This window comes from Streptomyces sp. NPDC005408, assembly GCF_040606445.1.
Lineage (GTDB): Bacteria > Actinomycetota > Actinomycetes > Streptomycetales > Streptomycetaceae > Streptomyces.
On the sequence record NZ_JBEXEX010000051.1, the window covers coordinates 1 to 25611 of the forward strand.

Genomic DNA, 25611 nt, shown 5'->3' on the forward strand with positions numbered 1-25611 from the left:
AGCCGTTCGGCGGTGCAATCGACAACGCGCAGTGGCAGGCCGGTGGGGAAGGGCTTGCCGTGCAGCGTCAGCTCGCCGGGGCAGACGAGGGCCCGAAGTGCCCTAGAAGATGCTCACGCCGTAGGCGCTCAGCGCCTCCGTGACGGGCTGGAAGAACGTGGTGCCGCCCGAGGTGCAGTCACCGCTGCCGCCCGAGGTCAGACCGAGAGCGGTGCTGCCGGAGAAGAGCGAACCGCCGCTGTCGCCGGGCTCCGCGCAGACGTTGGTCTGGATCAGCCCGTAGACGATGTCCCCGCCGCCGTAGTTGACCGTGGCGTTGAGGCCGGTCACTGTGCCGCTGTGCACACCGGTGGTGCTGCCGCTGCGCTGTACGGACTGGCCGACGGTGGCGTTGCCGGCGCTGGTGATGTCCCGGTACGTGCCGTTGTAGAGGTAGACCCTGCCGTCTGCGGCCGACGCGCTGGAGTGGCGGATGATGCCGTAGTCGTTGGTCGGGAAGCTGGAACCGGCGGTGGTGCCGAGCACCGTGGTGTTCGAGGAGTTGGTGTACCAGGTGCTGCCGATGTTGGTGCAGTGGCCCGCGGTGAGGGCGTAATACGTGCTTCCGCTACGGACGTTGAAGCCGAGCGAGCAGCGTCCGCCGCCCGTGTAGATGGCCTGGCCGCCCGCGATGAGCTTGTTGAACGTGCCGGTCGTGCGCTTGATCTGAAGGGCCTCGGCACGCGCGCCGGCCGCCTTCTTGATCGTGGCGATCTCGGCAGGCGACACGCTGTCGTCCGCCGTGACGACGACCTTGCCCGTTGCCTTGTCCGTGTACCAGGCGGTGCCGGGCACGTCCGCGCCGAGCACGGCGTCGCTCGCCTGGGCGAGCTGTGCGGTGGTGACCGGTGCGCTGTCGGCCGATTCGGCGACGGCGCTCGGGACGGCAAGCGCGGAGACGGTCAGGAGACTTGATGCGACGGCGATCAGCCGGGCACGTCTCGCGACGCCGCCGAGGGGAGAGAAGCGCTTGAGGTTCACTACATCCTCCGGTGGGGGATCCGGGGACCCGCTGGGTGGGCGGGTCCGTCCGAGCACGGATGTCAGGACCGACCGGATGATGTCGATCTAGGTCATGAGCCTGACAACCGGTCGGTAGGAATCCTCGGCTCCGGATGGCCTCGGGGACAAGATCGCCTTTCGGCCGCTCTACGCGCGTCCAGTTGCGGTGTCAGGCAGTGCCAGGTGGTGTCCGGCGGCGCGTCAGGCGCAGGGTGCGGTCCTGCGGCGACCTGTCTGGGACGGTGGTTGAATGCGCAAACGCTCAGGATTGTTTGCTGACGCGCCGTCAATTGACTCGCGAGTCAGGAGTGATGGGAGTCGCCGGAGCCGCCCCCGAGGTGACTCCGGAGCATTAACCGGAATATCTCTCGCCGTTTTTGCTGCTCAGGGTTGACCGCGGCCGAACGGCCGGTCACCCGGCGCAATGTGAGGTGGCCTCGGATCTCATCGTGGTCTACGCGCATCACATTCATCCGGAACGGTGACTGCTGCACACATGTCCGGCCGTCCTCGGAGCGCCCATCGGGCCACCGCTGCCCATCGCCGAGTGACTCCGGGGCGGCGAAACGGGCATGCCGATGGCCGCCTCCTCATGGGCATCCGCGGCATCGTGCGGCGTTATGGGCCGATCGCCACCGTTCGGCCGCCGGGCGTGGGTGTCCGGTTCTCGATGGCGCTCTGCCGGAACTACTCCTGCACCCCGGCCGCGTCGAGCAGGGCGCCGGCAGTCGTCAGCGTGAGCCCGTCGAGAGTCTCCGACCCGACACCGGCGCGGGCGCTCGCCCCGTCGAAGACCAGGGTCAACTGCCGTGCCAGCAGCCCGGGATCGTGCGCACCGCCGCGTTCGGCCTCCGTGCGGAAGAAGTCGGTGAGGGCCTGCTTCGCCCTGCGGGCAACCTGGCTCGCCGGGTGCTCGGGGTTCTTGAGCTCGACTTCCACGGCGAGGAACGGGCAGCCCCGGTACGCGGGTTCGGTCGAGGCCGCCTCCAGTCGTTCGAAGACGTACAGGATCCGGGCGCGCGGCGGCCCCGGCTCGTCCTTCGGCGGGATGAGCAGCGTCTCGTACGAGGGGGCGCGCCGTTGCAGCGCTGCGGCGAGGACTTCGTCCTTGCTGCCGAAGAGCTGATACATCGAGCGCTTGGAGACCCCGGCCGCCCGGCACAGCGCCTCGACGCCGATGCCTACGCCGTCGCGGTAGAAGAGCTCGGCCGCGGCGTCGAGGAGCCGCTCCCGTGTGGACGCTGTGGCAGTCGTGGTCATACGTCGAGATTACCGCCGGGGCTTGGCAATGGAAACCGATCGGTTTACCATTGAGGAAACCGATCGGTTTCCGATCGGGTGCAGATCCCCGCGCGGCGGGGGTGAGGGAGAGACGACCATGCAGATCGAAGGCGCAGTGGCTCTGGTGACCGGCGGCAACCGCGGACTGGGGGAGCAGCTCGTCAGGGCGCTCCTGGACCGCGGGGCTGCCAAGGTCTACGCGGCGGCGCGCAACCCGGACACGGTCACGACCCCGGGTGCGACACCGCTCGCGCTCGACATCACGGACCCCGCCTCGGTCCGCGCGGCGGCCGAGCAGGCCCAGGAGGTCACGCTGCTGATCAACAACGCGGGCATCTCCACCGGATCAGGGGTGCTGGACGGCGAGCTGGACGACTTCCGGCGGGAGATGGACACCCATGTTTTCGGCACGCTCGATGTGAGCAGGGCCTTCGCGCCCGCCCTCGCCCGCAACGGCGGCGGCGCCATCCTCAATGTCCTGTCGGTGCTGTCCTGGTACGTGCTCCCGGCCGGCGCCGCCTACTGCGCGGCCAAGGCGGCCGAGTGGTCCGTCACCAACTCCCTGCGGGTGCAGCTGGCCGAGCAGCGGACGCTCGTCACCGCCCTGCACGTCGGATACATGGACACCGACATGACCGCGAGCCTCGACACCCCCAAGCTCGACCCGGCGAAGGTCGCGCACGCGGCACTCGACGGCATCGAGGCGCGCCGGTACGAAGTCCTCGCGGACGAGCTCAGCGAGCAGGTCAGGGCCGGGCTCGCCGCCGGACCTGCCGCGCTCTACCCGCAGCTGGCGCAGTCCCTCGCCTGAGCCGTCCCGCGGCTCCTGTTTCCCGGCGGGAGCCGCGGGACCCCCGCCCGCGTGGTCGGCGGGAGCCTGGCGGTCACAGGACCAGACGCAGCGTGGTGTCGGCGACACCGAGCCGGACCGTCTGGCCCCAGGTGAGTTCCAGCGCGTCGCTCTCGATGCCGTCACCGAAGGCGACCAGCCGGTCCGACTCGACAACGAGCCTGAGCTGCTCGGTGCGTTGCAGCGTTCCCTCCACCACGGAGGTGCCGGTGGTGGGCGACGGCCAGGCCTCGCGTACGAACCAGATGAGCCGTGGATCGGCGGGGCCGGGCAGGGCCAGGGCGCTGGAACGCTCCTGCCACAGCGAGCGCAGCCACCCGGTCGCGCCGGTGCCGGTGCCGACCAGGACACCCGAGGAGGCCTGCGCCTCCAAGGGTGCTGCCTCGTCGTCGTGCCCGATGCGGTAGCGGGCCGTCTGGTGGCCCCGTGCGCCGAGATAGATCTCGTTGAGGGCCAGCAGGCGTTGGGTGTCGTCGGCCACGGCTTCCACCATCGTGAGCTCGTCCGTCGCACACTTCGGGGTAGCGGCCGCGGGCAGCAACATGGCCGCGTCGCCCGCCCGGTGGCGGACCAGCACGCCCGGGTTGCGGCCCGGATCGGCGTCGATCCCGATCACCGGCTGTCCGGACAGATACTTGGCCGCGTTGGCCACCAGCCCGTCCTGTCCGACCACGACCACCACGTCCTCGGGGGCGAACAGGAAACGGTCGAGGTCCGTGCGCTCCACCCTGGCCTGACGCCACTGAAGGGGAACCGCCGCTGCCACCTGGGCGAGCGTGCGCCACGCACGGTGGTGGCGCTCGGCCACCTCCTCGATGCCACGGCCGCGTGTGGAGAGGAAGAACCCGGCCTGGCCGTGCGTGCCGTGGCGGGCGAGCAACTCCTCGTACTCGGTGGTGCGATGGACGAGTACCGCCCGCGGCGCGAGGCTCATCCCCGCTCCCCGTCGGGGCGGCCGAGCCTGGCCAGCAGGCCGGTCAGTACGTCGGGTGAAACCGTGAGGCTTTCGATCCGCGGGAGGTTCTCGGCGAGCCGGGTGCCGGTCAGGGCGTGCAGCGTGGCGGCGTCGACATCGGCGTGCACCCGCAGCCAGGCGGCCTGGGCCTGGGCCCGTGCCTGGCCGACCTCGCGTGCCGCTTCGGCCTCGGCCTTGGCGAGCCGTACCGTACGCGCGGCCTCCGCCTCGGCACGTACACCATCGGCAGCCGCGCTCTCCTCGGCCTCGCGGCGCGCATTGGTGCCGCGCTGATCGACCAACTGCTCCTCGCGGCGGGCGAGTTCGATCTTGCTGGCGAGTTCGTTCTCCGCGATGGCGCGCTCCCGCTCGACCGCCACGGCCCGCCGCTCGTACGTCGCCCGGTCCGCCTCCTGCTGGATCTGCTCCCGCGCCGGGGTGCGCAGGGCACGCTCGACCTCGGGTTCGGGACGCAGCGCGACGACGCGTACGGCGACCACGGCGATGCCGGTGGCTTCCAGCCGGGGCTCCGCGGCAAGACCCTCGGCGATCCGACCTCGTACCGATGCGACGCCGTCGACCAGCGCCGCCGCCAGAGGGGTACGGGCCAGCACGTCGAGCGCGTGCTGCTGGGCGGTCTCGGTGAGGAGGGTGGAGATCTGCTCCAGGGGAGCGCTGCGCCAGACACCGGTGTCCGGGTCGATGGAGAAGTCCAGACGCGCGGCCGCGGTGGCCGGATCGCCGATCCGGTAGGTCACGGTCGCCTGCACTGTGACGTCCTGGAAGTCGGACGTACGGGCGTGAAACGCCATGGCCAGTTCCCGGTCGTCGACGGGCACTTCGCACAGCGCGGCCGTCAGTGCGCGGAACCAGAAACTCATGCCGGGCCCGTCGTGAACGAGTCTGCCCCGCCGGTGATGGCGGACATGGGCGGTGGGCGCGGAACGAAGATGACGCCAGCCGAAGCGCCTGATGATGTCGGCCATGACAGCCTCCCCTTTTCGTCGTATCGACGATATAGAGGCAGACGCTTATCGTCAATACGACGAAATGAGGCTCGTGGCACCCTCCGTGGAGGCGGCTCGACCGGCGAGCCGCCCCCACGGTCGTGTTCAGCTCACGATGACCGGCTGCGCGGTCTCGGTCAGTACCTGCCGGCCGTCCTCGGCGGTCAGCACCAGCCGCGGCAGCCAGGGCCCTTCGCCGTCGTAGACATGGGTGGCACTCGGCTCGCTCGTCTCCTGCTGCGTGCCGTCGCCGAAGTACCAGTGGTAGCGGTATCCGGCGGCGGACTGCGCACCGTCCACCGACGCGCTCAGGTGCACTTCGCTGCCCACGGGTGCGTCCTTCGGGGCGCTCAGCACCGCTCGGGGTCCGCCGGACGGGAGGCCGAACCAGGCCCGGACGCTCGGGTTGAGGAGGAAGGAGCCGGCGTACTGACGGGCGCCGTCGATGTCCGGGTGGGCGACGGCAGCGGACAGGCACTGCGCCGGGGTCGCGCTCAGCTCCGGGCAGGCCCGCGTGCGCAGCGCGAACGCCGAGTCGGTGACGGGGGTGTTCCAGAGCTTGGAGTCCCGGGCCAGCACGGCGTTGTCCACGGTGAACAGACCGTCCGCCGCCACCACGTAAGGGCCGTCCGTCGAGGCCGAGTTGGCCGCGGCGGCCGCCTCGCGATAGGCGTCGTTGGCCAGTTGCGTGTACTGCTCATAGCGCTTGGCCACCTGGCCGAGCGCACCCTTGCAGGTGGTCAGCCGTGCGCCGGTGACGCCCGGTGTGGAGCACCGGCTCACCGGGATCGGAGAGCTGCTGCGGCTGAGCGCGTAGTAGAAGTCGGCCACGATCACTTTCGGCCGCCCCGGCAGGGAGTGGGCCTTCTCGATCGCCGCCTGCATGCCGCGCCCGCCGTAGCCGACCTTCGCGCCACTGAAGTACGGCACGTCCTTGGCAGGGTTCTCGGCTGCCGCGCCGATGCCCGAGCACTCGCGCTTCACGGCCTCGGGAACATTCTTCGAGCCGGGCGTGATGCCCACGCCGATGCCGAAGAAAGGATCGATGTCGTTGATGCAGCCGTTGACGACGACCAGATCGAGACCGTAGCCGCCCGCCCGTGCCTGTGCGCCCGCCTGCTCCAACTGGCAGAAGACATCCGGCATTTGCTGGGTGACCTCGCCGAACTCCATCTCCCCGTCGCCGTCCGGGTCCTGCTTCTCCGTCTGCTGCAGACACGCCGCGTCGTCGTTGCCCGCCGGAAGCCCGGGCGCGTCGAGCACCGCTCCGGAGATCGAGTAGTCCATGTGCTGATGACCTCGCCCGGTGGCCCGGCCCAGCAACTCGCCCGTCAGATAAGGGAACTTCTGGTCATGGTCCAGCCCCTGTCCCCAGACGACCGAGTCGCCGACCGATGCCACGCGCACCGGATCGCAGCCCCGGCGGACGGTGTCCCGCCAGACCTTGCCGTAGTGCCCGGGGTCCCCACCCTCGGACGATGCGGCGATACGCGCGTCGAACTGCAGGGCGGTCTCGGCGGCCGGCACGTGGTCGAACGGGATGCTGAACTCCGCCGTGCCCACGGACGCGTGCAGCTCTACGCGCCCGCCGGCCAGCTGCTCCTCACCCGCGCGCAGGCGCCACTCCACGGTGGCTCCCGCCTTCGCCGCCGCCGGGTCGTACACGTGCACGCGGCCCCGTACCGGACCGCTGCAGACCGGATTGGGCGTCAGATCCACGTCGAGTACGAGAGGGTATGCGGCTCCCGGCAAGGCAGCCGTCTGTGCCGCGGCGGGCAGCCCGCCGAGCGCCTGGCCGAGCAGCACGGTGACCGCGGCCACCGCGGCGAAGCGCCGTGTCCTCGCCGCGCTGTCCGTCCGCCTTCGCGCAATCCGCCGGTTCCACGCACATCTCACGCCAACACCCCTGTTTTCGCCGCTGCTTCGGTCTGTGCGGAGCCAACTGAACGCCGCATCAGTAGGGATCATGGCAGCCAAAAACGGGCGCCAACCCCGCGCCGGGGCTCGTGCGGAGTGAAACTGATCACTTACCCACAGTTACGCGCAGTCGAGTGCTCAGGAGCGCAGCTGGATCCAGACAGGGGCGTGGTCGGAACCGGCGGCGTCGCGTCGTTCGGTGGGGGACTCGTCGACGGAGGGCAGCGGCTGAGGGGCGGCGGTTCCGGTGAGCCCGGTACCGGCTGATTGCACCCGGTCCAGGAGACGGTGGCTGTGGCTCGATGCGTATGGCCGGCGCGCCGCGGCCCATCCGCGCGGTCGGATCGGCGTGGTCGTCGCTCTTGAAGGCCTGCGATGCCGGTCAGATCCGCCAACGACTCCGGGGCGCAGACCTCCTGGACGCCCAGGAGACCGGGGTCGAGCGCGGTGACGGCGCGGCTGGACCTGCCTGGACTGCCATCGTGACAGGGCCGCGGCAGGGGAGTCAGGTGTCTGCCGTTCAGGGCGGCGGAGGCACTGCTTGGTCGGCGGAGACAGGAGCTTCGTCTCCGTCGCGTACGGCTTCGACTATGGCCTGGTGGAGAGTGCGGCTGGCCTCTTCGGACGGGCACGGCACAGGGCTTCCGGCCATGGTGAACCAGTCCGAGGCGCCGCTGAATTGAACGGCGATCTCGGCCTGGCCCTCTGCCCAGGTGGTGTGGACGGTCAAGTCTCCCTTGATCACGCCGACTTCCTCGGTGAGGACGCCTGCGGCTCCTGCGTAGATTCCGGTGGTTGTCCATGATGCCCAGGTCATGGCACATGCCTTACTGACGGTTGGGAGAGAGTGAAAAGGCCACGGCTGCCTCCGAGCGTGGCTCTTCGAGGCGCGCCGTCCTTCGAGTCTGACACTTGCGCGACGGGTGCGCGCGGCGGTGCCGGGGCGGCGGCACGCTGCGTCGGCCAGGCACGGGGCAACCCTCGGTCCGTCCCTGTCGGCGGCCGTCGCGGCGCCCACCCGCTCGGATCCGCATCGTGACACAGGGGAGTCCGCCATCTGAGACAGTCATGCGAGGTGCCCTCCTGAGAGTGGCCCGCACTGGAGGGCTGCACCACCGGCGGCATCGGTAGGGTGCGGCGCATGATCCTCGAGCAGCTGGCGGTCGGTCGGGGCGAGCACGGTGCCCCGGACATCTCGGGCGAGCTGCTCACCGAGATCGCGGAACTCTATGCGTCCAACCAGGAATTCTTCGCACTGAGCGGCGACTTCGCCGGCCCCGAGGACATTCGCATCGAGCAGGTCGCAAAGGCGCTCGCCGACGAGCTCGCGCACGAGGGCGTGCAGGTGCTGCTCGCCCGGTCGCGCGGCGAACTCGTGGGCCTCGCGGTGACGCTGGACCGCCACCCGGCGGACCTGGACGACCAGGATCCGTGGATCGGGCTGCTGATGATCGACCGGCGCCGGCAGCGATCCGGACTCGGCCGCAGCCTGGCCTCGCTGGTCGAAGACCGTTTCCGCCAGTCGGGGCGCACGGGCTCCCGCCTCGCTGTCCTGGAGAACAATCCGAAGGCGCTCTCCTTCTGGACCTCCCTCGGATACCGCGAGCTCCGCCGCGCCGACGACCGCGAGCTCAATCGCCCGAGCATCGTCCTGCGCAAGCCGCTGTGAGCGAGCCCGGCTGAGTGTTTGCAAGCCAATCGGCCAACACCCTTGCCGTCTCGGCCCGTTGGTATGGACCTCGTCGTGCGCTTCGGTTACTGTCCGCCCGGGCGCGCTCTGAGAGCGCTCTCGCGTGCTTGCTGTTCCATCCCCCACGAAGCTGGAACAACTGAAGGGTCAAGGCCTTGAGACGCACGACAGGTATACGCACCGGACTGTCCGCACTCCTCCTCCTGGGCGCCTGGGCAACGGCCGGGATCGCCCCCGCCGCAGCCGCCGTCCCCGCCCCCACTCCCGAGCCCCAGGCCTCCGCCGGTCTGCTCGCCGCCATGCAGAAGGACCTGGGCCTGACAAAGTCCCAGGCTCAGGCGCGAATCGCGGCCGAGAGGGCAGCAACCGCCGTCGAAGGGAATGCGCGGCGTGCCGCCGGATCGTCCTTCGGCGGATCGTGGTTCGACACGGGCAGCGGAAAGCTGACCGTGGCCGTCACCGACGACCACAAAGCCGCTGCCGTACGCGCGACAGGCGCCGCGGTCCGGCTGGTGACGCACAGTGCGCAGCAGCTCGACGCGGCCAAGAACAAGATCGACGCGCTCGCCGCGCCCGCCGGTGTCAGCAGCTGGCATGTCGACCCGCAGGCCAACCGGGTTGTCGTGAACGTCGTCGCTTCCCAGCGTGATGACAACGATGTCGAAGCCTTCCTCGTGCGAGCCCGTCACACCGGGCCCGTCCAGGTCGAGGAGACGACCGAGGGCCCGAAGACGTTCGCCGCCGGAACCGTGGGCGGCGACCCGTACTACACCGGCAACGTCCGCTGCTCCATCGGCTTCTCCGTCTACGGCGGCTTCGTCACGGCCGGGCACTGCGGTCAGCCGGGCGCAGGCGTCCGCGGCTGGGACGGCTCGTACATCGGGGCCTTCCAGGGATCGTCCTTCCCCGACAACGACTACGCCTGGGTCAACGTCGGCAGCGGCTGGTGGACCGTCCCCGTGGTCCTCGGCTGGGGAACCGTCTCCGACCAGCTGGTCCGCGGCTCCGCAGAGGCCCCCGTCGGCGCCTCGATCTGCCGCTCCGGCTCCACGTCGCACTGGCACTGCGGCAATGTCCTCGCCAAGAACGAGACCGTCAACTACAGCCAGGGCGCGGTCCATCAGATGACGAAGACCAGCGTCTGCGCCGAGCCCGGTGACTCGGGCGGCTCCTTCATCAGCGGTGACCAGGCCCAGGGCGTGACCTCCGGTGGCTGGGGCAACTGCAGCGGCGGAGGCGAGACCTGGTACCAGCCGATCAACGAGATCCTCGGCCGGTACGGGCTGACGCTGCACACCGCCTGACAGGCGCCCCCCACGGGCTGAGCCCGTCGTGACGGGATCGCGGGTCGCGGTCGACCCTCCGGCACGGCGGGCTTTCCGCGTGCGGGGGACCGGGCCGGGGGGATGGGGGCGGGAAGGGCCCCATCCGCTTCTCGCGGATCCTGATTGCGCGGTGCGCGGCTGCGGGCCGCTTCTCCGCGTCTTCCTTGGGTCCTTCCCGGCTATTCCATGGAATCACCAAGGCGGCTCCAAGGCCAGAGGGCCGACACTCCCCGGCCGGGAGGGGCCGAGGTATGTCGGGGTGGTACGGCCCGATGGCCCCGCAGACCCGGGGCCCGCCCTGGGCGAGGCGGCCCCGCGCGGCGCGCTACATCGCCGTTGTCCAGGCGTACGGAGGGGCAAGGCGCTCGCCTGCACCGGCGCCCACGCTCTCCAGGTCGTGGTCCGCGATCCGCGTCAGCTGTGCCGCGAGGTCCTTGAAGGCCCGGCCGGCCGCGAGCTCGTCACCGATCTCGGGAACGTCCGGGTCCTCTGAGTTGCACCGTGCGGTCCCGTGGCCGGTGAGCGTCGACGTGCCGGTGTCCAGCACCACCCGCGCCTTCGTCGTCCCGTCCTCCTCGGACAGGTACAGGCCGACCTTCCATTCCAGGGTGCGTGTCGTCATGGCGTACCTCCTTCGGGGGCCCCCTCTCCAGGCGCCACCCGACTCCAGGGTCCACCCAACCGTCACCGGCCGTGCATCGTGCCGGCGTCGAAATGTCCAGGAAAGTCGATTGGAGGGGCCGAACGGCCGCGCGTGGGGCCCGTTGGGCTCATGCTGGAGTTGGGACAAAGTCGGACACCGTTGAAATCGGCAACCAGACGTCAGCTCGGTCCTTCGAGTGAGCGAGGTCAGGCCATGACTGCAGATCTGCCCGGCGGGGGACGGGGCACGCATTCGGAGCCGGAGCGGGGGACACCGCACGGAAATCCTCTGCGCCGCAGGTCGGACCGTGTACAGCAGTGGGTCGGCGCTTCCGCTGTGGTGCTCTCCCTCGCGGCTGTGCCGGGGGTGGCCACCGGGGTGGGTCTCGCTGTCCACAGTGCCGAGATGCACAAGGTCCAGGAAGCTGCCGGCTCCCACATCGTCGAGGCACACCTGGTCGGTGACGCGGGCCCGCGCAAGGCGGCGGCCCGCGGAGACGATCCCGTGAAGGCCCAGGTTCAGTGGAAGGAGAGCGACGGAGTGGTGCGCACGGCGCAGGTGAGGGTGGATGCGGGCACCCCCGCCGACTTCCCGGTCCGGATATGGGTGCGCTCCGACGGTACTGCGTCCTCGGTGCCGCCGACGACGGCAGCGGAAGCCGCTCTCGCCGCCTGGCTCACGGGGATTGTCACCGGTGCCGGGGTGACGGGGATCTTCTATGTGTCGTGGAAGGGCTTCGTGCACCTGATGAACCGCAGAAGGTACGCGCAGTGGGAGCGGGAGTGGGAGGAGGCGGAACCCGGTATGTCCGGCCGCACGCGTGACCTGTGATCCGGGCCGGGCTCGGGGCGGACCGCCGTCGGCATGGCCGGCAGGCGGTCCCTCCTGTGACCGCCTGTTCGGGGTTCAGGCCGTCGCAGCGGTCGTCTGCGACTGTTCCTTGATCATCCGATGCAGCCGGTCGGCGGCCGCTCGCCCGAAGGCCGGGTCGTTGATGTGCGTATCGAATGTCAGGAACTCGACATCGGAGTTGCTCAGTCCCGCACTCAGTTCGGCGACGAGCGCAGCGTCCGCATGCGGGTCGTGGTACGGCCCGCTGGAGACTCCGAGAGTCGACAAGCCGCGCAGAGGAGCGAAGACGGCGGTGGGGCCGATCGCTGTCCGCAGTTTCGCCGCGATGCGGCGCCCCAGTTCGGCGCACTCCTGCGCTGTCGTGCGGACCACGGTGATGGACGGATTGTGGACGCGGACGACCCGGTCACGGAACTCGCCGGGGAGGGTGTCGATCGGTCCGAACTTCACCATGTCCAGCGCCCCCAGGCTCACCACCTGAGGAACACCGGCTCGTCCTGCAGCCTCCAGGCGGTCCGGTCCGGCCGTGAGGATTCCCCCGACCAGGTCGTCGGCGAGTTCGCTCAGCGTCAGGTCGAGTACCCCGGCGAACAGGCCCTGTCCGGCGAGCGCTTCCAGTGACCGGCCGCCGGAGCCGCTGGCGTGGAACACCAGTACCTCGTAGCCGAGTCGAGTCAGCCGCTCGCGTGCCGCGTCGACGCCGGGTGTGGTCACGCCTGCCATGGACGCCGCCACCAGTGGCCTGCCCTCGGCCAGCAGATCCTCCGCCCGTACCGCGCGCGGGCTGCCGGCGAAGCCCTCGGCCATGCCCGCCATGGCGTCCGCGGCGTTGGCGAGCAGCGGGGCCGAGATCCGGTTGATTCCCGCGATGTCGACGACGCTGTACATCATGGTGATGTCCGAGGCTCCGACGTACGGGGCGACATTGCCCGAGGCCATCGAGGAGACCATCAGCTTGGGCACGCCGATCGGCAGGGCGCGCATCACCTGGGTCGCCATCGAGGTCCCGCCGCTGCCGCCGAGGGCCAGTACGCCGTGCAGGCGGCCGGCGGCATACAGATCCAGGGCTATGTTCGTCGCGCCACGAGCCATGACCGTGACCGCTGCGCCGCGTTCCTGCTCCTGAAGGTCACTCAGCTCGTCCCCGGCGGCGCGAGCCACTTCGGAGTGGGTGATGTCCGGGCGCACCTGGGGCTCTCCGATGACGCCGGTGTCGATGAGGATGGTCTCGATGCCGCGCCGGTGCAGGTGATCTCGCAGCCGGCCGTACTCCGTTCCTTTGGTGTCCAGCGTGCCCACCAGTGCAACGATTGCCATAACAAGTCATGTTCATGGCTTTTGGCGTACGAGGCAAGGCGTGCATCCCGATAATCGGACACTCCTGACCGGGTGTTGGGGCAGGCTGTGGCCAACGCGCCTGCGGCGGGAGCGCGTTGGCGCAGCGGTCATGACGTCGTCACGCTCGGGGGCGCGGAATGGTGTTGGCCGGAATTACGGCGTTGCCTCGAGGTATTCGCAGCACTAAGGTTGCCGTCATGACTGCCGGGTCGGCCATGGGCCACGTACGAGTAAGGCGCCCGGCCTCGGCGTGAGTGCGAGGCGGGCGAGAAGCCCGCCGTTTGTTGTATCCGCGCAGGTCGCGCAACCTCTCTTCATGCTTGGCGGTGTCGTTCCCCGCCCAATTCCGCGCCTCTCACCAACCTCCGGCGCGCATTCCCGCACTTCTTGCCGAGCGGTCATTTCGGCATGCCGCGAAAACAGTAGGCAGTACCCCACCAACCCTGGAGAAAAACTGAGAATGCCCAACGACTTCAACCAGCACGTCATCGATGAGTTCCGCGCCAACAGCGGGCGCGTCGGCGGCCCCTTCGAGGGAGGCCGGCTGCTCCTGCTGACCACTACGGGAGCGCGGTCCGGCGCCCCGCACACGACCCCGGTCGGCTACCTGCCCGACGGAGGCGAACGGATCCTGGTCATCGCATCGGCCGGAGGCGCACAGAACCATCCCGACTGGTTCCACAACCTGGTCGCCCATCCCCGAGTCACGGTCGAGGACGGTGTCTTCACCTACGACGCGCAGGCCGTCGTCCTGGAGGGGGCCGAGCGTGACCGCGTCTTCGCCCGCGCGGCAGAAGCCGACCCCGGCTGGGCCGAGTACCAGGCCAAGACCGACCGGGTCATCCCGGTGGTCGCCCTCCAGGCCCTCCCGGGCCCGCCGAATCACAATGCGAGCTCCTTGGGCGAGGCACTCAAACTGATCCACGACGGATTCCGGCGCGAACTCGCCCTGATCCGCAAGGAGATCGCCGAATCGGGTCCCGGACTTGGCACCCAGCTGCGGATGAACTGCCTGACCGTCTGCCAGGGGCTGCGCAACCACCACACCGGTGAGGAAGCGGGGATCTTCCCCCTCGCCGAGCGCCACCCCGAACTCGCCCCGGCCCTGAACAGGCTGCGCACGGAGCATCAGAAGATCGCCGCCCTCCTCGCCGATCTGCAGGACGTCATCGCCGCCGACGGCGCGGATCCCCGGTCGGTCCTCTCCGAGGTCGAGCGGCTCACGGACGCGTTGGAAAGCCATCTGGCCTACGAGGAGGAGCAGTTGATCCCGATGCTCGGCAGCTGACCTGCGGGACACAGCTCCCATCGGTCCAAGTGCGTGCTCCGATTGTCCATGGCCGTGGCTCGCGCACGATGACTACGGTCCGCAGCACTGATCCCCCTGCCGATGGGAGCTGCTGCTGAGGCAGCCCCCGGACGGTGGCCGTGCTCGCCATTTCAGGTGAGCACGGCCTGTCGCCGAGGTGGTTCGGCACGGGCCTGGCCACCATGCTTGCATGATCAACAAGAGTCGCCGTACCCCGCGGAACCGTCGGTCGGTGTTGCTTGCCCTGCCGTTGACGCTGCTGGTCCTGCAGCCGGCGGCAGCCGATGCCGGTGAGGTCTCGCCACCGGCCGCCGAGCGCCGCGTATCTGCCTACCTGGACAGCCTCCACGACAGGCCGGAGGAACTGGCCGGCTTCTTCCGCCGGCTGCCCAAGGGCGGTGACCTGCACAGCCATCTCGCGGGTGCGGCATCGACCGAACTGCTGATGGACCTGGCCGCCGAGGACGGCCTGTGCATCGAGAACGGCACGCAGCGGGCCCTGCCACCGCCGTGCCCGGCCGACAGCCGGCCCGCCGCCGACCTGAGCACCGACGCGGCTTTCCGGCAACTGGTCCTGCGCGCCTGGTCGATGCAGGACTTCACACCGGGGGCAGAGTCCGGGCACGACCACTTCTTCGCCACGTTCGGCAAGTTCATCGAGGCGGCGGATCGTCATCCCGGAGAATTGATGGCCGAGGTGTCGAACACGGCCGCCAGGCAGAACCAGTTCTACCAAGAGCTGATGGTCAACCCGAACAGCAGGGGAGCCAACGCGCTCGCCGACAAGGTGGGCTACGACGCGGACCTCGCCCGGATGCACCACAGGCTGCTCGCGGACGGGGCCATGGACGGGGTCGTGCACCAGGCGAGGGCCGAAACCGACCGGGCACTCGCTCAGTTCCGGGTCACCGCCCACTGCGACAGCGACCAGCCCGACCCCGGCTGCGCGGTGCCGTTCCGGTTCATCTGGCAGGTGGCGCGGAACTCGGCGCCCGAGCGGGTCTTCACACAGATCATGCTGGCCATGGAACTGGCGCAGCGCGACCCGCGGTTCGCCGCGGTGAATCTCGTCCAGCCCGAGGACGGGGCCGTATCCCTGCGGGACTACAGCCTGCACATGCGGATGCTGGACCATCTGCACGATGCCTACCCCCAAGCTCACATCACCCTGCACGCGGGCGAACTGGCCCCCGGCCTGGTCAAGCCCGAAGACCTGCGCTTCCACATCAAGGAGGCGGTGAACATCGCTCAGGCCGAGCGCATCGGCCATGGCGTCGACGTCCGGCACGAGGACGGGGTGGACGAACTGCTGCGGACCATGGCCTAGCGCCAAGTCGCCGTCGAGGTCCCCCTCAGCAGCAACGCCCAGATCCTCGGCGTCTCGGGCCCCGAACACCCCTTCCCCCTCTACCGGGAGCGCGGAGTCCCGGTCGTGCTCGCCACCGACGACGCGGGGGTGTCCCGGATCACCATCAGCGAGGAGTACCAGCGTGCGGCCCGGACGTATGACCTGTCCTACCGGGACCTGAAGGACCTGGCCCGTGCCTCTCTCGACCATGCCTTCCTGCCGGGCCGGAGCCTGTGGGAGATGCCCGGCCGCTACCGGCCGGTGAGCGAGTGCCGCGCCGAGCGCCCGGGGAAGCTCAAACCGGGGCGCCGCTGTGCGGCGTTCCTCGCGACCAGCCCGAAGGCGGCCGTGGAATGGCGGCAGGAGGCCGCGTTCACGGCCTTCGAGCGACACGTTCTCGAGTCCGCCCGCGTCTGAGGTGGTTTGCGGTTTGTACCGGGTTCTTCAACTCCTGCCCCGGCCTGTGTGCTTAGTCCCTATTCTGGGCGTCTCGCCGGGCCCGAATTGGGGGGTGCCCGGCCCGAGCCGAGGGACACTCATGATCCGCACCCGTTCCATCGCAGCCGCCGCTGTCGCGGCGTCTGTCGCCGGGCTCGTCCTGCTGCCGTCACAGGCGCAGGCTGCGACCGGTTCGGTCCACCTGTACAAGATCTACTACGACAGCCCCGGCGTGGACCGGCGTACCAACGCCAGCCTCAACGCCGAGTTCGTGCAGATACGCAACACCACGGCGAAGGCCGTCAGCCTCAAGGGCTGGACGCTCGTCGACGCGTCCAACCACAAGTACGTCTTCGGCACCTACACGCTGGGCAAGGGCAAGACGGTGACGGTGCGCACCGGCAAGGGGACGAACACCGCGACGAACCGTTACCAGGGGCGCGCGGCCTATGTGTGGAACAACGACAAGGACACAGCGACGCTGAAGACGTCCACGGGCAGCAGGATCGACACCTGTTCCTACAACTCGACCAAGGTCGACTACAAGATGTGCTGAGCGCCTGACCACAGCGTGACGAGCGCCCACCCCTCGGGGGTGGGCGCTTTCTTTCTTGTCCGGAGGGCGGAACTCTCCCTGCCCGCAAGCACGTCAAACATACGGATCGACATCGGCTGCGGATGGAGGGAGCGGGTGACCTGATGTGACGTCATTCACCTCGTTATGAAGGTGATGTGACGGAACGTAGTGAGACCCCTACATCATCCACACGTACTGTTACATGTGGCGCAGCCACCTCTTGGGCACCAAAGGAGACCAATGCGACCGTTCGCGCTGAACTACGCGCTGCCGGCTGAGAATTCAGCCGTCACTATTCCCTATACCTACGACTCGACGCTGCAGTTGAACGTTCTGCCCGACGGGCGCCCCGCCATATCCGACCGGGCGGTGATCCTCGCAACCGGTACGACGACGTCCACGGCCGGCTCGCAGACGCACTTCGACGACTGACCGGCCCGGCGCACCGATGACTGTGCTGATCCTGACCTGTCAGGAGGATGTGACGACGGACATGGTGGTGGCCAAGCTGCATGAACGGGGCGTCCCGTTGGTGCGCTTCGATCCCGCTGATCTCCCCGGTGAGGCCGACATGTCCGCCGAGTACGTCCGGGGGGACTTCGAGGGCTACTTGTCGTCCGACGGGCGCCTGTTGAGCATGAGCGGGCTGCGTTCCATCTGGGTGCGCAGGCCGGGGGAGCCCGCCGCGCACGCCGAGGAGCCGTCGGACTGGCTCAGCGCGGAGTCCCGTCAGGCGCTGTACGGGATGCTGTACTCCACCACGGCACGCTGGATGAACCATCCGTGTGTCGCGGCCCAGGCCCGGTGCAAGCCATGGCAGTTGCGCGTCGCCCACCGCAGCGGGTTCGCCGTGCCTCCGACGCTCATCACCACATTCCCGCGCGTGGCACGGCAGTTCGCAGAGCAGTACAGGGAAATCGTCGTGAAGTCCGCCTCCGGCCCGCCGTCCACGGATCCGCCCGTCGCCCTGCCCACGACGCGCATCGGGCCGGACGCCGATTTCTCAGGCGTCGCGGCCGGACCCACCCTCCTTCAGCAGTACGTTCCCAAACGGGCCGACATCCGGCTGACGTACGTCGGCGGGAAGCTGTTCGCCGCGCGGAAGGATTCCGCGTCCGGTCAGGTGGACGGGCGCTACGGCGCTACCGGTCACGCCTGGGAGCCCACCGAGGTGCCCGAGCGGGTGGCGCGGGCCGTCCGTGAGTACGCGGATCTGTCCGGAATCGCCTACGGCGCCTTCGACTTCGCCGCGGACGCCGAGGACGTCTGGTGGTTTCTGGAGTGCAATCAGGGCGGCCAGTTCGGCTTCATCGAGCTGGAAACCGGTCAGCCCATCGCGGAGGCGGTCGCGACCTGGCTGGCCGCCACGCCCGCGTCGGCCGCGCGAGCGCCGTGGGCAGGTCATGGCTGGGTGCGCGATGTCGACGGCGGTCCGTAGAGCATCGCTGCCAGGACGGCTCCGAGAAGGCCGCCGAGGAGCTGGGCGGCGATGAAGCCGGGCAGGGACGAGGGGGCGATGCCGGTGAAGGAGTCGGTGAACGACCGGCCGACGGTCGCCGCGGGATTCGCGAAGGAGCCAGACGAGGTGAACCAGATGGCCGCGGCGATGTAGGCGGCGACCGCGACGGGCGTGAGCTGTGTGCGGCCGATGCGGTCGAGACCGTGGATGAGCAGCACCAGACCTGCTGTGGCGACCGTTTCGCCGAGCAGCAGATGACCTCCTGACCGCACTTGGGTGGACCAGACCCCGGGGGCCCGCGCGAACATCGCCTCGGCCAGCATCGCTCCTGCGATCGCCCCGGTCAGCTGCGCGGTGATGTAGAGGGCGGCGTCGCGGCCGTCGGTGCCCTCCTTGTCGTGCCGCCGGGACCACCATGCGAAGAGTGTGACCACCGGGTTGAGGTGGGCCCCGGAGATGGGGCTGAACAGGGCGATCAGCAGGCCGAGCGCGATCGCCGAGGCCAGTGAGTTGGCCAGGAGCCGGACTCCGGTGTCCTGGCTGAGTCCGGTGGCCTGGATACCGGAACCGACGATGACGGCCACGAGAGCCGCGGTGCCTACCAGCTCGGCAGCCGCTCGGCGCGGTAGTGCCTTCTTGACGCCCATGGTGTGATTCCTCCCCCAAATGCCGACGCAGCGGAAAATATATTCCGTAGCTCGGAAATGGAGTAGGGGGCCCGTCGAGTCGGCCCACAGCTGTGACCTTGCCGGACCGGAGCTGTGGACCGCCCGCGCATGGGCCCTTGCGCCCGCTATTTGACGGAGCCCGCCATCACCCCCTGGACGAAGTGCCGCTGGAAGGCGAAGAAGACCACCAGTGGTACCACCAGGGAGAGGAAGGCACCCGGCGCCAGTACTCCGATGTTGCTGCCGAACTGCCGCATCTCGGACTGGAGGGCGACCGTGAGCGGCTGCGACTCGCTGTCGGCGAAGAGCAGCGCCACCAGCATGTCGTTCCAGACCCAGAGGAACTGGAAGATGGCCAGGCTGGCCAGGGCCGGCCGCCCCAGGGGGAGGACGAGGCGGGAGAAGATCCGCCACTCCCCGCCGCCGTCCATCCGCGCCGCCTCCAGCATTTCGCGCGGGATCTCGGCGAAGTAGTTGCGGAGCAGGAAGATCGCGAAGGGCAACCCGTAGGCGACATGGAAGAGGATCACGCCCGGGATCGTGCCGAAAAGACCGATGGCGCCGAAGAGTTTGGCCACCGGCAGCAGCCCGATCTGGACGGGCACCACCAGCAGACCCACGACCACCAGGAAGATCGCGTTGCGGCCGGGGAACTCCAGCCAGGCGAAGGCGTAACCGGCCAGTGCCGCGATGGCGACGACCAGCGCGGTGGCGGGCACCGAGATCAGCACGGTGTTCCAGAAGGACTGCGTGATGCCGGAGTCCTTGAAGAGGGCGGTGTAGTTGTCCAGGGACAACTGCCCGGGATCGGTCAGTGCCGTCCACCAGCCCTTGGCTGCGTTGTCCTGCTCGGAGCGCATCGAGGAGAGGAACAGCCCGGCCAGCGGGGTGATCCAGATGAGTGCGACGACGAGCAGGACGGCCTGGACCACTCCGTTGCCGAGCCACTGGGTCAGCCGGGGCAGTGGCCGCGGGCGCGGCCGCAGGACGGGGGCGCGGTCCGCGGTTTTGGCGACCCGCATGGTGGGATCGCGCTCGATGGTGCTGTGGCCGCTCATGCTCCGCTCCTTCGGAAGCGCCGGACGTTGAAGATCATGGCGGGCACGACCAGCAGCAGAAGCAGCATGCTGATGGCGCTGCCGAGCCCCTGGTTGTTGCCGCCGCCGAAGGACACCAGCCACATCCGGGTCGCCAGAACGTTGGCGTCTTCCTGCACCGGCCCCGGCGCGATGATGTAGACGAGGTCGAAGACCTTCATCACATTGATCACCAGGGTCACGAAGACCACCGTCAGTACCGGAGCGAGCAGCGGCACCGTGATCTTCCGGAAGATCTGCCATTCATTGGCGCCGTCCATCCGGGCCGCCTCCAGAGCATCCCGCGGGAGGGAGGCGAGTCCTGCCCCGATCAGCACCATCGAGAAACCGGTCCAGATCCACAGATAGGCGCCGATGATCGCCGGGGTGACCAGGGCGGGACCGAGCCAGGAGATCCCCTGATAGGGAGCGGCGAAGTTCTCCGCCGGAAGCCGGACGGTGTACGAACCCGCTTCCAGGCCACGGAAGTTGAACGAGCCGTCCGCGGCGGTGGTGGCCTTCGCGGCCACCTTTCCGTCCCGTACCGCCTCGACCGACATACCCGGCAGACCCTTCTCGGCCGGGTCGACCTTGCCCGGCCTGCCGCCACCGCCGGGAGTGAAGTCGAGATAGACCACGCCCCTGACCTCGTCGGCGGCCGGCGCGGTGGAGGACGCGGCCTCGGCGGTCCGGGCCTCCGAGGGCATCTTGTCCGGCGCCACTCCGACGAAGCCGAGGCTTACGGACCTGCCCGGGCTCACCGCATCGGCCGTCCGGTACGCACCGCCCGGATCGGCGGTCAGATTCTGCCCCTGCCGCGCCCTGGCGGTGGGGTAGGCGGAACGGTCGTCGAAGGCGTCATGGATACCGACGGTGACGGCGTTCAGTACGCCGCGGTTGGGATCCTCCTCGTACGCGAGCCGGAAGATGATGCCGGCGGCCAGGAAGGAGACCGCCATGGGCAGGAACAGCACCAGCTTGAAGGCGGTCGCCCAGCGCACCTTCTCGGTGAGCACGGCGAGGACGAGGCCGAGCCCGGTCAGCAGAACCGGAGCCACGACCACCCAGATGGTGCTGTTGCGGATCGCCTTGAGCGTGGCCGGATCGCTGAATATCTCGGCGTAGTTCCCGCCGCCGACGAAGCGGTCACCGCTCGCGTCGAAGAGGCTCCGCCCGGCGGAGAACAGCACCGGGTAGACGACCAGGGCGCCGAGCAGCAGCACGGCGGGCAGGACGAACACCACGGCGATGTTGCGCCTTCTGCGCTGGGCCCGCCGCCGCGGATTCGCAGCGGGGGCGGATTGGGTGAGTGCAGCCATGGGTGCGCGGCCTCAGCTCTTGTACGCCTTGGCGGCCGCGGCTTCGAGCTTGGCCGCGGTGGCCTTGGGGTCCGAGGGGTCGCGCAGGAAGTCCTGCAGGAGCTTCCACTCGCCCGCACCCTTGGTTCCGCCGAACGCGGCGGGGGCCTGGTCGGACATGTCGAAGCGCACCGAATCACCGGCGTCCACCAGCGACTTGGCCGTCGCGCGGGTGGTGTCGTCGGCGTACTTGGCGAGGTCGACGTCCTTGTTGGGGGAGATGAAGCCCCCCGCGCCCGCCCACACCGCGGCCGCTTCGGGCGTGGCCAGGAACTCCAGCAGCCGCTGTGCGCCCTTCTTGTTCTTGCCGTCCTTGAGGACCACGGCCGCGTCGCCGCCGCTGACCACCGGTGCCTTGCCGCTGTCGACGGCGGGGAAGGGGAAGAACTTGGCGTCCTCGCCGAGCTTCTTGCCGAAGTCGTCCTTGGCCATGCCGCCGACGAAGTCGCCCTCGTAGACCATGCCGGCCTTGGGCTTAGGGCCGAAGACCTGCTCGATGGAGCCCGGGAAGTCGGTGCGCAGTGCGGCGCTGGAACCTCCGGCGACGAGCTGCTTGTCCTTGAAGACCTCGCCCAGGGTGGTGAGCGCCTTGACCACGCTGGCGTCGGTCCAGGGCAGGGTATGGGCGGCCAGCTGGTCGTACTTCTCGGGTCCGGCCTGGGAGAGGTAGATGTTCTCGAACCAGTCGGTCAGCGTCCAGCCGTCCTCACCCGCGACGGAGAAGGCCGGAAGTCCGGAGTCGGCCAGCGTGCGGCCGGACTTGAGCAGGTCCGCAAAGCTCTTGGGCTCGGCCACGCCGGCCTGGTCGAACGCGCTCGGGCTGTACCAGACGGTCGACTTGTGGGCCGCCTTGAAGTAGAGGCCGTAGTACTTCTTGTCCACGGTGCCGTAGTTCTTCCACACGTCGGCAAGATTGGCGCCGGCAGTCGTGGCGGCCTTCTGCGACAGCGGTTCGAGCCAGCCCTCCTTGGCGAACTGCTGAAGCACGCCGACCTGGGGCACCATCGCCACGTCCGGCGCGTTGCCGCCCTCGATCTTGCTGCCGACGAAGGTGGAGACGTTGTCGCCGGTGGGCACGAAGACCGTCTTGGCGCCGGTCTGTTCGGTGAAGGCGTCGAGCACCTTGCGGAAGTTCTTCTGCTCGCTGCCGGTCCACACTCCGGCCACGGTCACCGTCTGGCCGCTGAGTTCCTGGCCGCTCGCGGGGCCTGTCGATCCGCCGCATGCCGTCGCGCCGAGGGCGAGGGCGAGCACGGTGGTTGCTGCCGCTGCTGTCCGTGTGCTGGTGGTGAGTCGCATGGTGAGGGTCCTTTCGAAAGAGGGTGTGCTTCAGGGGGTGGGGCAGTCGCCCGTCCACCACGCGGCGGTCGCTCCGGGGAGGACACCGTCGGGGCAGGGACCGCTGGAGAGGAGTGGCGTGCCCGCGACCGGGGCGGGGACGGGTTTGGTCCCGAAGTTGACGGCACAGATCAGCCCGTCGCCGCGGGCCATGGCCAGGACCTGCGGGGGTGCCTCCAGCCAGCGCAGGCTGCCTTCGCCCAACTGGGGCAGGCTGCGCCGCAGTTGAAGTCCTTCGCGGTACAGGTGCCAGAAGGAGCGGGTGTCGGCCAGCGCCCGGTCGGTGGCGTGGTCGGCGAACCACTCGGGCTGCGGAAGCCACGGCCGCGCACCGGCCGCACCCTGGCTGAAGCCGAACGGGGATGCGTGACCGGACCAGGGCAGCGGCACCCGGCAGCCGTCCCGGATGCGTGCGCGGCTGCCGGTGCGGTGGAAGATCGGGTCGGTGAGCACCTCGTCCGGCAGGTCGAGGACTTCGGGGAGGCCGAGCTCCTCGCCCTGGTAGACGTACGAGGCGCCGGGCAGCGCCAGCATCAGCAGCGCGGCAGCGCGGGCACGTGCCGCACCGAGACCGCTGGCCTCCACGCCGGGCTCGCCCGCGTAACGGGTGACCGTGCGCACCTGGTCGTGGTTGTTGAGCACCCAGGTGACGGTGGAGCCGGTCCCGGCGATGTCGCGTATCGCCTCCGTGATGGTCTCCTGGAAGGTGTCGGCGTCCCAGGGAGCGCTGAGGAGATCGAAGAAGAAGGCCTGGTGGAGCTCGTCGGGCCGTACGTACTTGGCGTGTTCGCGTGCGGTCGGCACGGAGACCTCGCCGACCAGCAGCCGCTCGTTGCCGTCCCGGTCCGCGTACTCCTCGCACACCGATCGCCAGCGGCGCCACACCTGGTGGACCTCGGGCTGGTTCCAGGCCAGCGGGTTCACCGAGTCCCGGGCGCGCTCGTCGGCGCCGGGGTCGCCGGAGTCGGGCAGATCCGGGTGCTTGAAGAGACCGGCGGCGACATCGATGCGGAAGCCGTCGACACCCCGGTCCAGCCAGAAGCGGAGCACCCGTTCGAAGGAGTCGCCGACTTCGGGATTGCGCCAGTTCAGGTCGGGCTGCTGCGGGGTGAACAGGTGCAGGTACCACTGCCCCGGAGTGCCGTCGGGTTCGGTGACCCGGCTCCAGGCGGGCCCGCCGAACATCGCCCGCCAGTTGTTGGGGGGCTCAGCGCCGTCCGGGCCGCGGCCGGCGGCGAAGTGGAACCGGCTGCGGGCCGCGCTGCCGGGCTCGGCGGCGAGCGCTTCGCGGAACCACGGGTGCTCGCTGGAGCAGTGGTTGGGGACGATGTCGAGCAGGAGCTTGAGCCCGAGCCTGCGGGCGTCGGCCATCAGCAGGTCGAACTCGGCCAGGTCGCCGTAGACGGGGTCGACGTCGCAGTAGTCGGCGACGTCGTAGCCGTGGTCGTGCTGCGGCGACGGAAAGAACGGGCTCAGCCAGATGCCGTCGACACCGAGCTTCCGCAGGTAGGGCAGTCCGGCCCGTACGCCGGCCAGGTCACCGATGCCGTCCCCCGTGCTGTCGAGGAAGCTGCGCACATACACCTGGTAGATCACCGCGTCGCGCCACCAGGAGGTGGCCGTGCGGGAAGAGCGGCCGATGGCGGCCGGAAGAGCTGTGAGCATCTCGCGTTGACCCGTTCCTGCTGGATGCGAGAGCGCCCCAGAGCGGGTGCGCTGTTATGCATGCATGTTAAGTAGCGGTGACGGCAGGATGTCAACGATGCTGCGAGAAACAGTCCTGTTATGCCCGAATATTTGCGGGTATGCCAGAACGGCTTGCTACTTAACATGTAAGTAGCAAGCCGTGAGGAGAGGAGGACGAACTTCAGTCCTTGCGGGAGATCGATCCCAGCTCGCGGGACAGCCGGGCGACGCCCTGCTGCGGCGTCTGCCGCAGCGCCATGACGTCCTGGACGACGGCCTGCACGGCGAGGCTCACCTGGTCGTACCGAGGGCTCTTGGGGCGCGGCTCGGCCCTCAGCAGGCTCTGCCGCAGAGTGGGCAGATACGGATAGGCCCGGATCAGCGCGGAATCCTCGTACAGCGCGGCCCGTACCGGTGGCAGCGAGCCCTCGGTCAGCACCTTGCGCTGGACGCGCTCGCTGGTGAGATAGGCGATCAGATCCGCCGCCGACTCCGGATGCCGGGAGTGGCTGCTGACCGCGAGATTGGAACCGCCGAGCACACTCGTGCCGGGCCCGGAAGGACCGGGCAGTGGCACCGCGCCGAACTTCCCGGCCACCTTCGACCCCGGCGCATTCGCCTCCGAGTACACATACGGCCAGTTCCGCAGGAAGAGCAGCCGGCCGTCCTGGAAGGCCTGTCGGGACTCCTCCTCCTTGTAGTCACGAGCGCGGGGGGAGATCCAGCCGTCCCGTACACCGCCCGCGAGGAACTCAAGTCCGGTGCGGGCCGCGGCCGAGTCCACCGTGACCCGGGCGCCGTCGTCCCGCAGGATCGACCCGCCCGCCGAATGCACCGCCTCGGTGGCATTCACCGTCAGCCCCTCGTACGGCAGGAACTGGCCGGCATAGCCGTCCATGCCGTACTTGGGCGCAAGGGTCTTCGCCTGCCGGGCCAGCTCGGCCCAGGTGCGCGGCGGCCGTTCGCCCTCGCGCGCCAGAATGTCCTTGCGGTAGTACAGCAGCCCCGCGTTGGTGACATACGGGACCGCGTACAGGCGGTCGTCGAACGTGGCGGTGCCCACCACGGGCGCGAGGAAGGTGTGCAGCGGGAACCTGTCCCGCTGCAGCGGTGAGATCCAGCCCGCCGCCGCGAACTCCGAGGTCCACGCCACATCGATGTTCAGTACGTCGAAGCGGTCGCTGCCCGAGCGCAGTTCGCTGATCATCTGGGCGCGGGTCTCGTCCGCGGAGTCGGGCAGCTCGACGAGCGTCACCTTTTCCTTCGCGTGACCGCGGTTCCAGTCGTCGAGCAGCGGACCGAGATAGTTGGTGAGATCGCCCGCCGTCACGAGGGTCATCGGGCCGCGGCCCCTGGGAGCCGCCGTTCCCGGCTGCGTGCCGAAGCCCGCGTACCCCGCCAGCAGTACGGCAGCAACGAGGAGCCCCCTACCCGCGGCATGCATCCACCGCATAG

Annotated in this window: 23 protein-coding genes and 1 pseudogene; 9 read left to right on the forward strand and 15 right to left on the reverse strand. The window is 69.3% G+C overall.

Annotation, left to right across the window (positions count from 1 at the left end; translation table 11 throughout):
* Window positions 1–102 precede the first annotated feature (102 nt).
* Both ABZS64_RS31890 and ABZS64_RS31895 read right to left on the reverse strand, forming a co-directional pair.
* Window positions 103–1020 (reverse strand): S1 family peptidase, encoded by a 918-nt coding sequence (locus ABZS64_RS31890; RefSeq protein WP_355837240.1) that lies wholly within the window; start codon window positions 1018–1020, stop codon window positions 103–105.
* Between the two features lie 708 nt (window positions 1021–1728).
* On the reverse strand, window positions 1729–2301 hold the full coding sequence (locus ABZS64_RS31895; RefSeq protein WP_355837242.1) for a TetR/AcrR family transcriptional regulator: 573 nt from the start codon (window positions 2299–2301) through the stop codon (window positions 1729–1731).
* A gap of 118 nt (window positions 2302–2419) precedes the next feature.
* Here ABZS64_RS31895 and ABZS64_RS31900 point away from each other — a divergent pair, with 118 nt between their 5' ends.
* The gene (locus ABZS64_RS31900) at window positions 2420–3133 is read left to right on the forward strand and encodes an SDR family oxidoreductase (protein WP_355837244.1); all 714 of its coding nucleotides are present in this window, start codon (window positions 2420–2422) and stop codon (window positions 3131–3133) included.
* Between the two features lie 73 nt (window positions 3134–3206).
* On the opposite strand, the gene ABZS64_RS31905 is transcribed toward ABZS64_RS31900, so the two are convergent.
* From ABZS64_RS31905 to ABZS64_RS31925, 5 genes are all read right to left on the reverse strand, one after another.
* Window positions 3207–4106, reverse strand: a complete 900-nt coding sequence (locus ABZS64_RS31905) for a hypothetical protein (protein ID WP_355837246.1) — start codon at window positions 4104–4106, stop codon at window positions 3207–3209.
* On the reverse strand, window positions 4103–5113 hold the full coding sequence (locus ABZS64_RS31910) for an SPFH domain-containing protein (RefSeq protein ID WP_355837248.1): 1011 nt from the start codon (window positions 5111–5113) through the stop codon (window positions 4103–4105). Before ABZS64_RS31910 ends, ABZS64_RS31905 begins: the two co-directional genes overlap by 4 nt.
* Before the next feature lie 126 nt (window positions 5114–5239).
* Window positions 5240–6955, reverse strand: coding sequence for a PKD domain-containing protein (locus ABZS64_RS31915; protein WP_355837250.1), 1716 nt, complete (start codon window positions 6953–6955; stop codon window positions 5240–5242).
* Window positions 6956–7189: 234 nt separating this feature from the next.
* Window positions 7190–7324, reverse strand: a complete 135-nt coding sequence (locus tag ABZS64_RS31920) for a hypothetical protein (protein ID WP_355837252.1) — start codon at window positions 7322–7324, stop codon at window positions 7190–7192.
* Window positions 7325–7571: 247 nt separating this feature from the next.
* On the reverse strand, window positions 7572–7868 hold the full coding sequence (locus ABZS64_RS31925) for a hypothetical protein (protein WP_355837254.1): 297 nt from the start codon (window positions 7866–7868) through the stop codon (window positions 7572–7574).
* Window positions 7869–8192: 324 nt separating this feature from the next.
* Between ABZS64_RS31925 and ABZS64_RS31930 the strand changes: the two genes are divergently transcribed.
* On the forward strand, window positions 8193–8720 hold the full coding sequence (locus ABZS64_RS31930) for a GNAT family N-acetyltransferase (protein ID WP_355837256.1): 528 nt from the start codon (window positions 8193–8195) through the stop codon (window positions 8718–8720).
* A 176-nt stretch (window positions 8721–8896) separates the two neighbouring features.
* Window positions 8897–10045: a S1 family peptidase gene (locus ABZS64_RS31935; RefSeq protein WP_355837258.1), complete on the forward strand. Its 1149-nt coding sequence runs from the start codon at window positions 8897–8899 to the stop codon at window positions 10043–10045.
* 346 nt (window positions 10046–10391) lie between these two features.
* Here the strand turns inward: ABZS64_RS31935 and ABZS64_RS31940 are convergent, their stop codons facing one another.
* Complete coding sequence (locus ABZS64_RS31940) at window positions 10392–10688, reverse strand: DUF1876 domain-containing protein (RefSeq protein ID WP_355837260.1); 297 nt, start codon at window positions 10686–10688, stop codon at window positions 10392–10394.
* 234 nt (window positions 10689–10922) lie between these two features.
* Between ABZS64_RS31940 and ABZS64_RS31945 the strand changes: the two genes are divergently transcribed.
* Window positions 10923–11540 carry a hypothetical protein gene (locus ABZS64_RS31945; RefSeq protein WP_355837262.1) on the forward strand — a complete coding sequence of 206 codons (618 nt, stop codon included), beginning with the start codon at window positions 10923–10925 and terminating at the stop codon, window positions 11538–11540.
* A gap of 75 nt (window positions 11541–11615) precedes the next feature.
* On the opposite strand, the gene ABZS64_RS31950 is transcribed toward ABZS64_RS31945, so the two are convergent.
* Window positions 11616–12878 (reverse strand): Tm-1-like ATP-binding domain-containing protein, encoded by a 1263-nt coding sequence (locus ABZS64_RS31950; protein ID WP_355837263.1) that lies wholly within the window; start codon window positions 12876–12878, stop codon window positions 11616–11618.
* A 481-nt stretch (window positions 12879–13359) separates the two neighbouring features.
* Between ABZS64_RS31950 and ABZS64_RS31955 the strand changes: the two genes are divergently transcribed.
* The 5 genes and pseudogenes from ABZS64_RS31955 (at window position 13360) to tgmB (ending at window position 18009) form a co-directional block, all read left to right on the forward strand.
* On the forward strand, window positions 13360–14187 hold the full coding sequence (locus tag ABZS64_RS31955) for a nitroreductase/quinone reductase family protein (RefSeq protein ID WP_355837265.1): 828 nt from the start codon (window positions 13360–13362) through the stop codon (window positions 14185–14187).
* Window positions 14188–14398: 211 nt separating this feature from the next.
* A pseudogene (locus tag ABZS64_RS31960) lies at window positions 14399–15973 on the forward strand (adenosine deaminase).
* 121 nt (window positions 15974–16094) lie between these two features.
* Window positions 16095–16550: a lamin tail domain-containing protein gene (locus ABZS64_RS31965; protein WP_355837267.1), complete on the forward strand. Its 456-nt coding sequence runs from the start codon at window positions 16095–16097 to the stop codon at window positions 16548–16550.
* Between the two features lie 261 nt (window positions 16551–16811).
* Entirely contained in the window at window positions 16812–17003 is a 192-nt protein-coding gene (gene tgmA, locus ABZS64_RS31970) for a putative ATP-grasp-modified RiPP (RefSeq protein ID WP_355837269.1), read from the forward strand.
* Between the two features lie 16 nt (window positions 17004–17019).
* Window positions 17020–18009, forward strand: a complete 990-nt coding sequence (gene tgmB / locus ABZS64_RS31975) for an ATP-grasp ribosomal peptide maturase (protein WP_355837271.1) — start codon at window positions 17020–17022, stop codon at window positions 18007–18009.
* On the opposite strand, the gene ABZS64_RS31980 is transcribed toward tgmB, so the two are convergent.
* The 6 genes from ABZS64_RS31980 to ABZS64_RS32005 form a co-directional block, all read right to left on the reverse strand.
* Window positions 17973–18677 carry an aquaporin gene (locus tag ABZS64_RS31980; RefSeq protein WP_355837273.1) on the reverse strand — a complete coding sequence of 235 codons (705 nt, stop codon included), beginning with the start codon at window positions 18675–18677 and terminating at the stop codon, window positions 17973–17975. The two genes, tgmB and ABZS64_RS31980, sit on opposite strands and share 37 nt — an antisense overlap.
* Before the next feature lie 146 nt (window positions 18678–18823).
* The gene (locus tag ABZS64_RS31985) at window positions 18824–19663 is read right to left on the reverse strand and encodes a carbohydrate ABC transporter permease (protein WP_355837321.1); all 840 of its coding nucleotides are present in this window, start codon (window positions 19661–19663) and stop codon (window positions 18824–18826) included.
* A gap of 89 nt (window positions 19664–19752) precedes the next feature.
* A complete protein-coding gene (locus tag ABZS64_RS31990) occupies window positions 19753–21093 on the reverse strand; it encodes a sugar ABC transporter permease (RefSeq protein ID WP_355837275.1) in 1341 nt (446 codons plus the stop codon).
* A gap of 12 nt (window positions 21094–21105) precedes the next feature.
* Entirely contained in the window at window positions 21106–22431 is a 1326-nt protein-coding gene (locus tag ABZS64_RS31995; RefSeq protein ID WP_355837277.1) for an ABC transporter substrate-binding protein, read from the reverse strand.
* 30 nt (window positions 22432–22461) lie between these two features.
* Window positions 22462–24135, reverse strand: coding sequence for a glycoside hydrolase family 13 protein (locus tag ABZS64_RS32000; RefSeq protein WP_355837279.1), 1674 nt, complete (start codon window positions 24133–24135; stop codon window positions 22462–22464).
* A gap of 202 nt (window positions 24136–24337) precedes the next feature.
* Window positions 24338–25609 carry an ABC transporter substrate-binding protein gene (locus ABZS64_RS32005; protein ID WP_355837281.1) on the reverse strand — a complete coding sequence of 424 codons (1272 nt, stop codon included), beginning with the start codon at window positions 25607–25609 and terminating at the stop codon, window positions 24338–24340.
* Window positions 25610–25611: the final 2 nt, after the last annotated feature.

What these genes read in the sequence shown, in the direction of transcription:
- ABZS64_RS31955 (WP_355837265.1), top strand. Translation starts at nt 13,360, where the DNA reads ATGCCCAACGACTTCAACCAGCACGTCATCGATGAGTTCCGCGCCAAC.
- ABZS64_RS31980 (WP_355837273.1), bottom strand. Translation starts at nt 18,677, where the DNA reads ATGGGCGTCAAGAAGGCACTACCGCGCCGAGCGGCTGCCGAGCTGGTA.
- ABZS64_RS31990 (WP_355837275.1), bottom strand. Translation starts at nt 21,093, where the DNA reads ATGGCTGCACTCACCCAATCCGCCCCCGCTGCGAATCCGCGGCGGCGG.
- ABZS64_RS32005 (WP_355837281.1), bottom strand. Translation starts at nt 25,609, where the DNA reads ATGCGGTGGATGCATGCCGCGGGTAGGGGGCTCCTCGTTGCTGCCGTA.
- ABZS64_RS31945 (WP_355837262.1), top strand. Translation starts at nt 10,923, where the DNA reads ATGACTGCAGATCTGCCCGGCGGGGGACGGGGCACGCATTCGGAGCCG.
- tgmA (WP_355837269.1), top strand. Translation starts at nt 16,812, where the DNA reads ATGCGACCGTTCGCGCTGAACTACGCGCTGCCGGCTGAGAATTCAGCC.
- ABZS64_RS31905 (WP_355837246.1), bottom strand. Translation starts at nt 4,106, where the DNA reads ATGAGCCTCGCGCCGCGGGCGGTACTCGTCCATCGCACCACCGAGTAC.
- ABZS64_RS31940 (WP_355837260.1), bottom strand. Translation starts at nt 10,688, where the DNA reads ATGACGACACGCACCCTGGAATGGAAGGTCGGCCTGTACCTGTCCGAG.
- ABZS64_RS31895 (WP_355837242.1), bottom strand. Translation starts at nt 2,301, where the DNA reads ATGACCACGACTGCCACAGCGTCCACACGGGAGCGGCTCCTCGACGCC.
- ABZS64_RS31900 (WP_355837244.1), top strand. Translation starts at nt 2,420, where the DNA reads ATGCAGATCGAAGGCGCAGTGGCTCTGGTGACCGGCGGCAACCGCGGA.
- ABZS64_RS31950 (WP_355837263.1), bottom strand. Translation starts at nt 12,878, where the DNA reads ATGGCAATCGTTGCACTGGTGGGCACGCTGGACACCAAAGGAACGGAG.
- tgmB (WP_355837271.1), top strand. Translation starts at nt 17,020, where the DNA reads ATGACTGTGCTGATCCTGACCTGTCAGGAGGATGTGACGACGGACATG.
- ABZS64_RS31910 (WP_355837248.1), bottom strand. Translation starts at nt 5,113, where the DNA reads ATGGCCGACATCATCAGGCGCTTCGGCTGGCGTCATCTTCGTTCCGCG.
- ABZS64_RS31925 (WP_355837254.1), bottom strand. Translation starts at nt 7,868, where the DNA reads ATGACCTGGGCATCATGGACAACCACCGGAATCTACGCAGGAGCCGCA.
- ABZS64_RS31995 (WP_355837277.1), bottom strand. Translation starts at nt 22,431, where the DNA reads ATGCGACTCACCACCAGCACACGGACAGCAGCGGCAGCAACCACCGTG.
- ABZS64_RS31930 (WP_355837256.1), top strand. Translation starts at nt 8,193, where the DNA reads ATGATCCTCGAGCAGCTGGCGGTCGGTCGGGGCGAGCACGGTGCCCCG.
- ABZS64_RS32000 (WP_355837279.1), bottom strand. Translation starts at nt 24,135, where the DNA reads ATGCTCACAGCTCTTCCGGCCGCCATCGGCCGCTCTTCCCGCACGGCC.
- ABZS64_RS31965 (WP_355837267.1), top strand. Translation starts at nt 16,095, where the DNA reads ATGATCCGCACCCGTTCCATCGCAGCCGCCGCTGTCGCGGCGTCTGTC.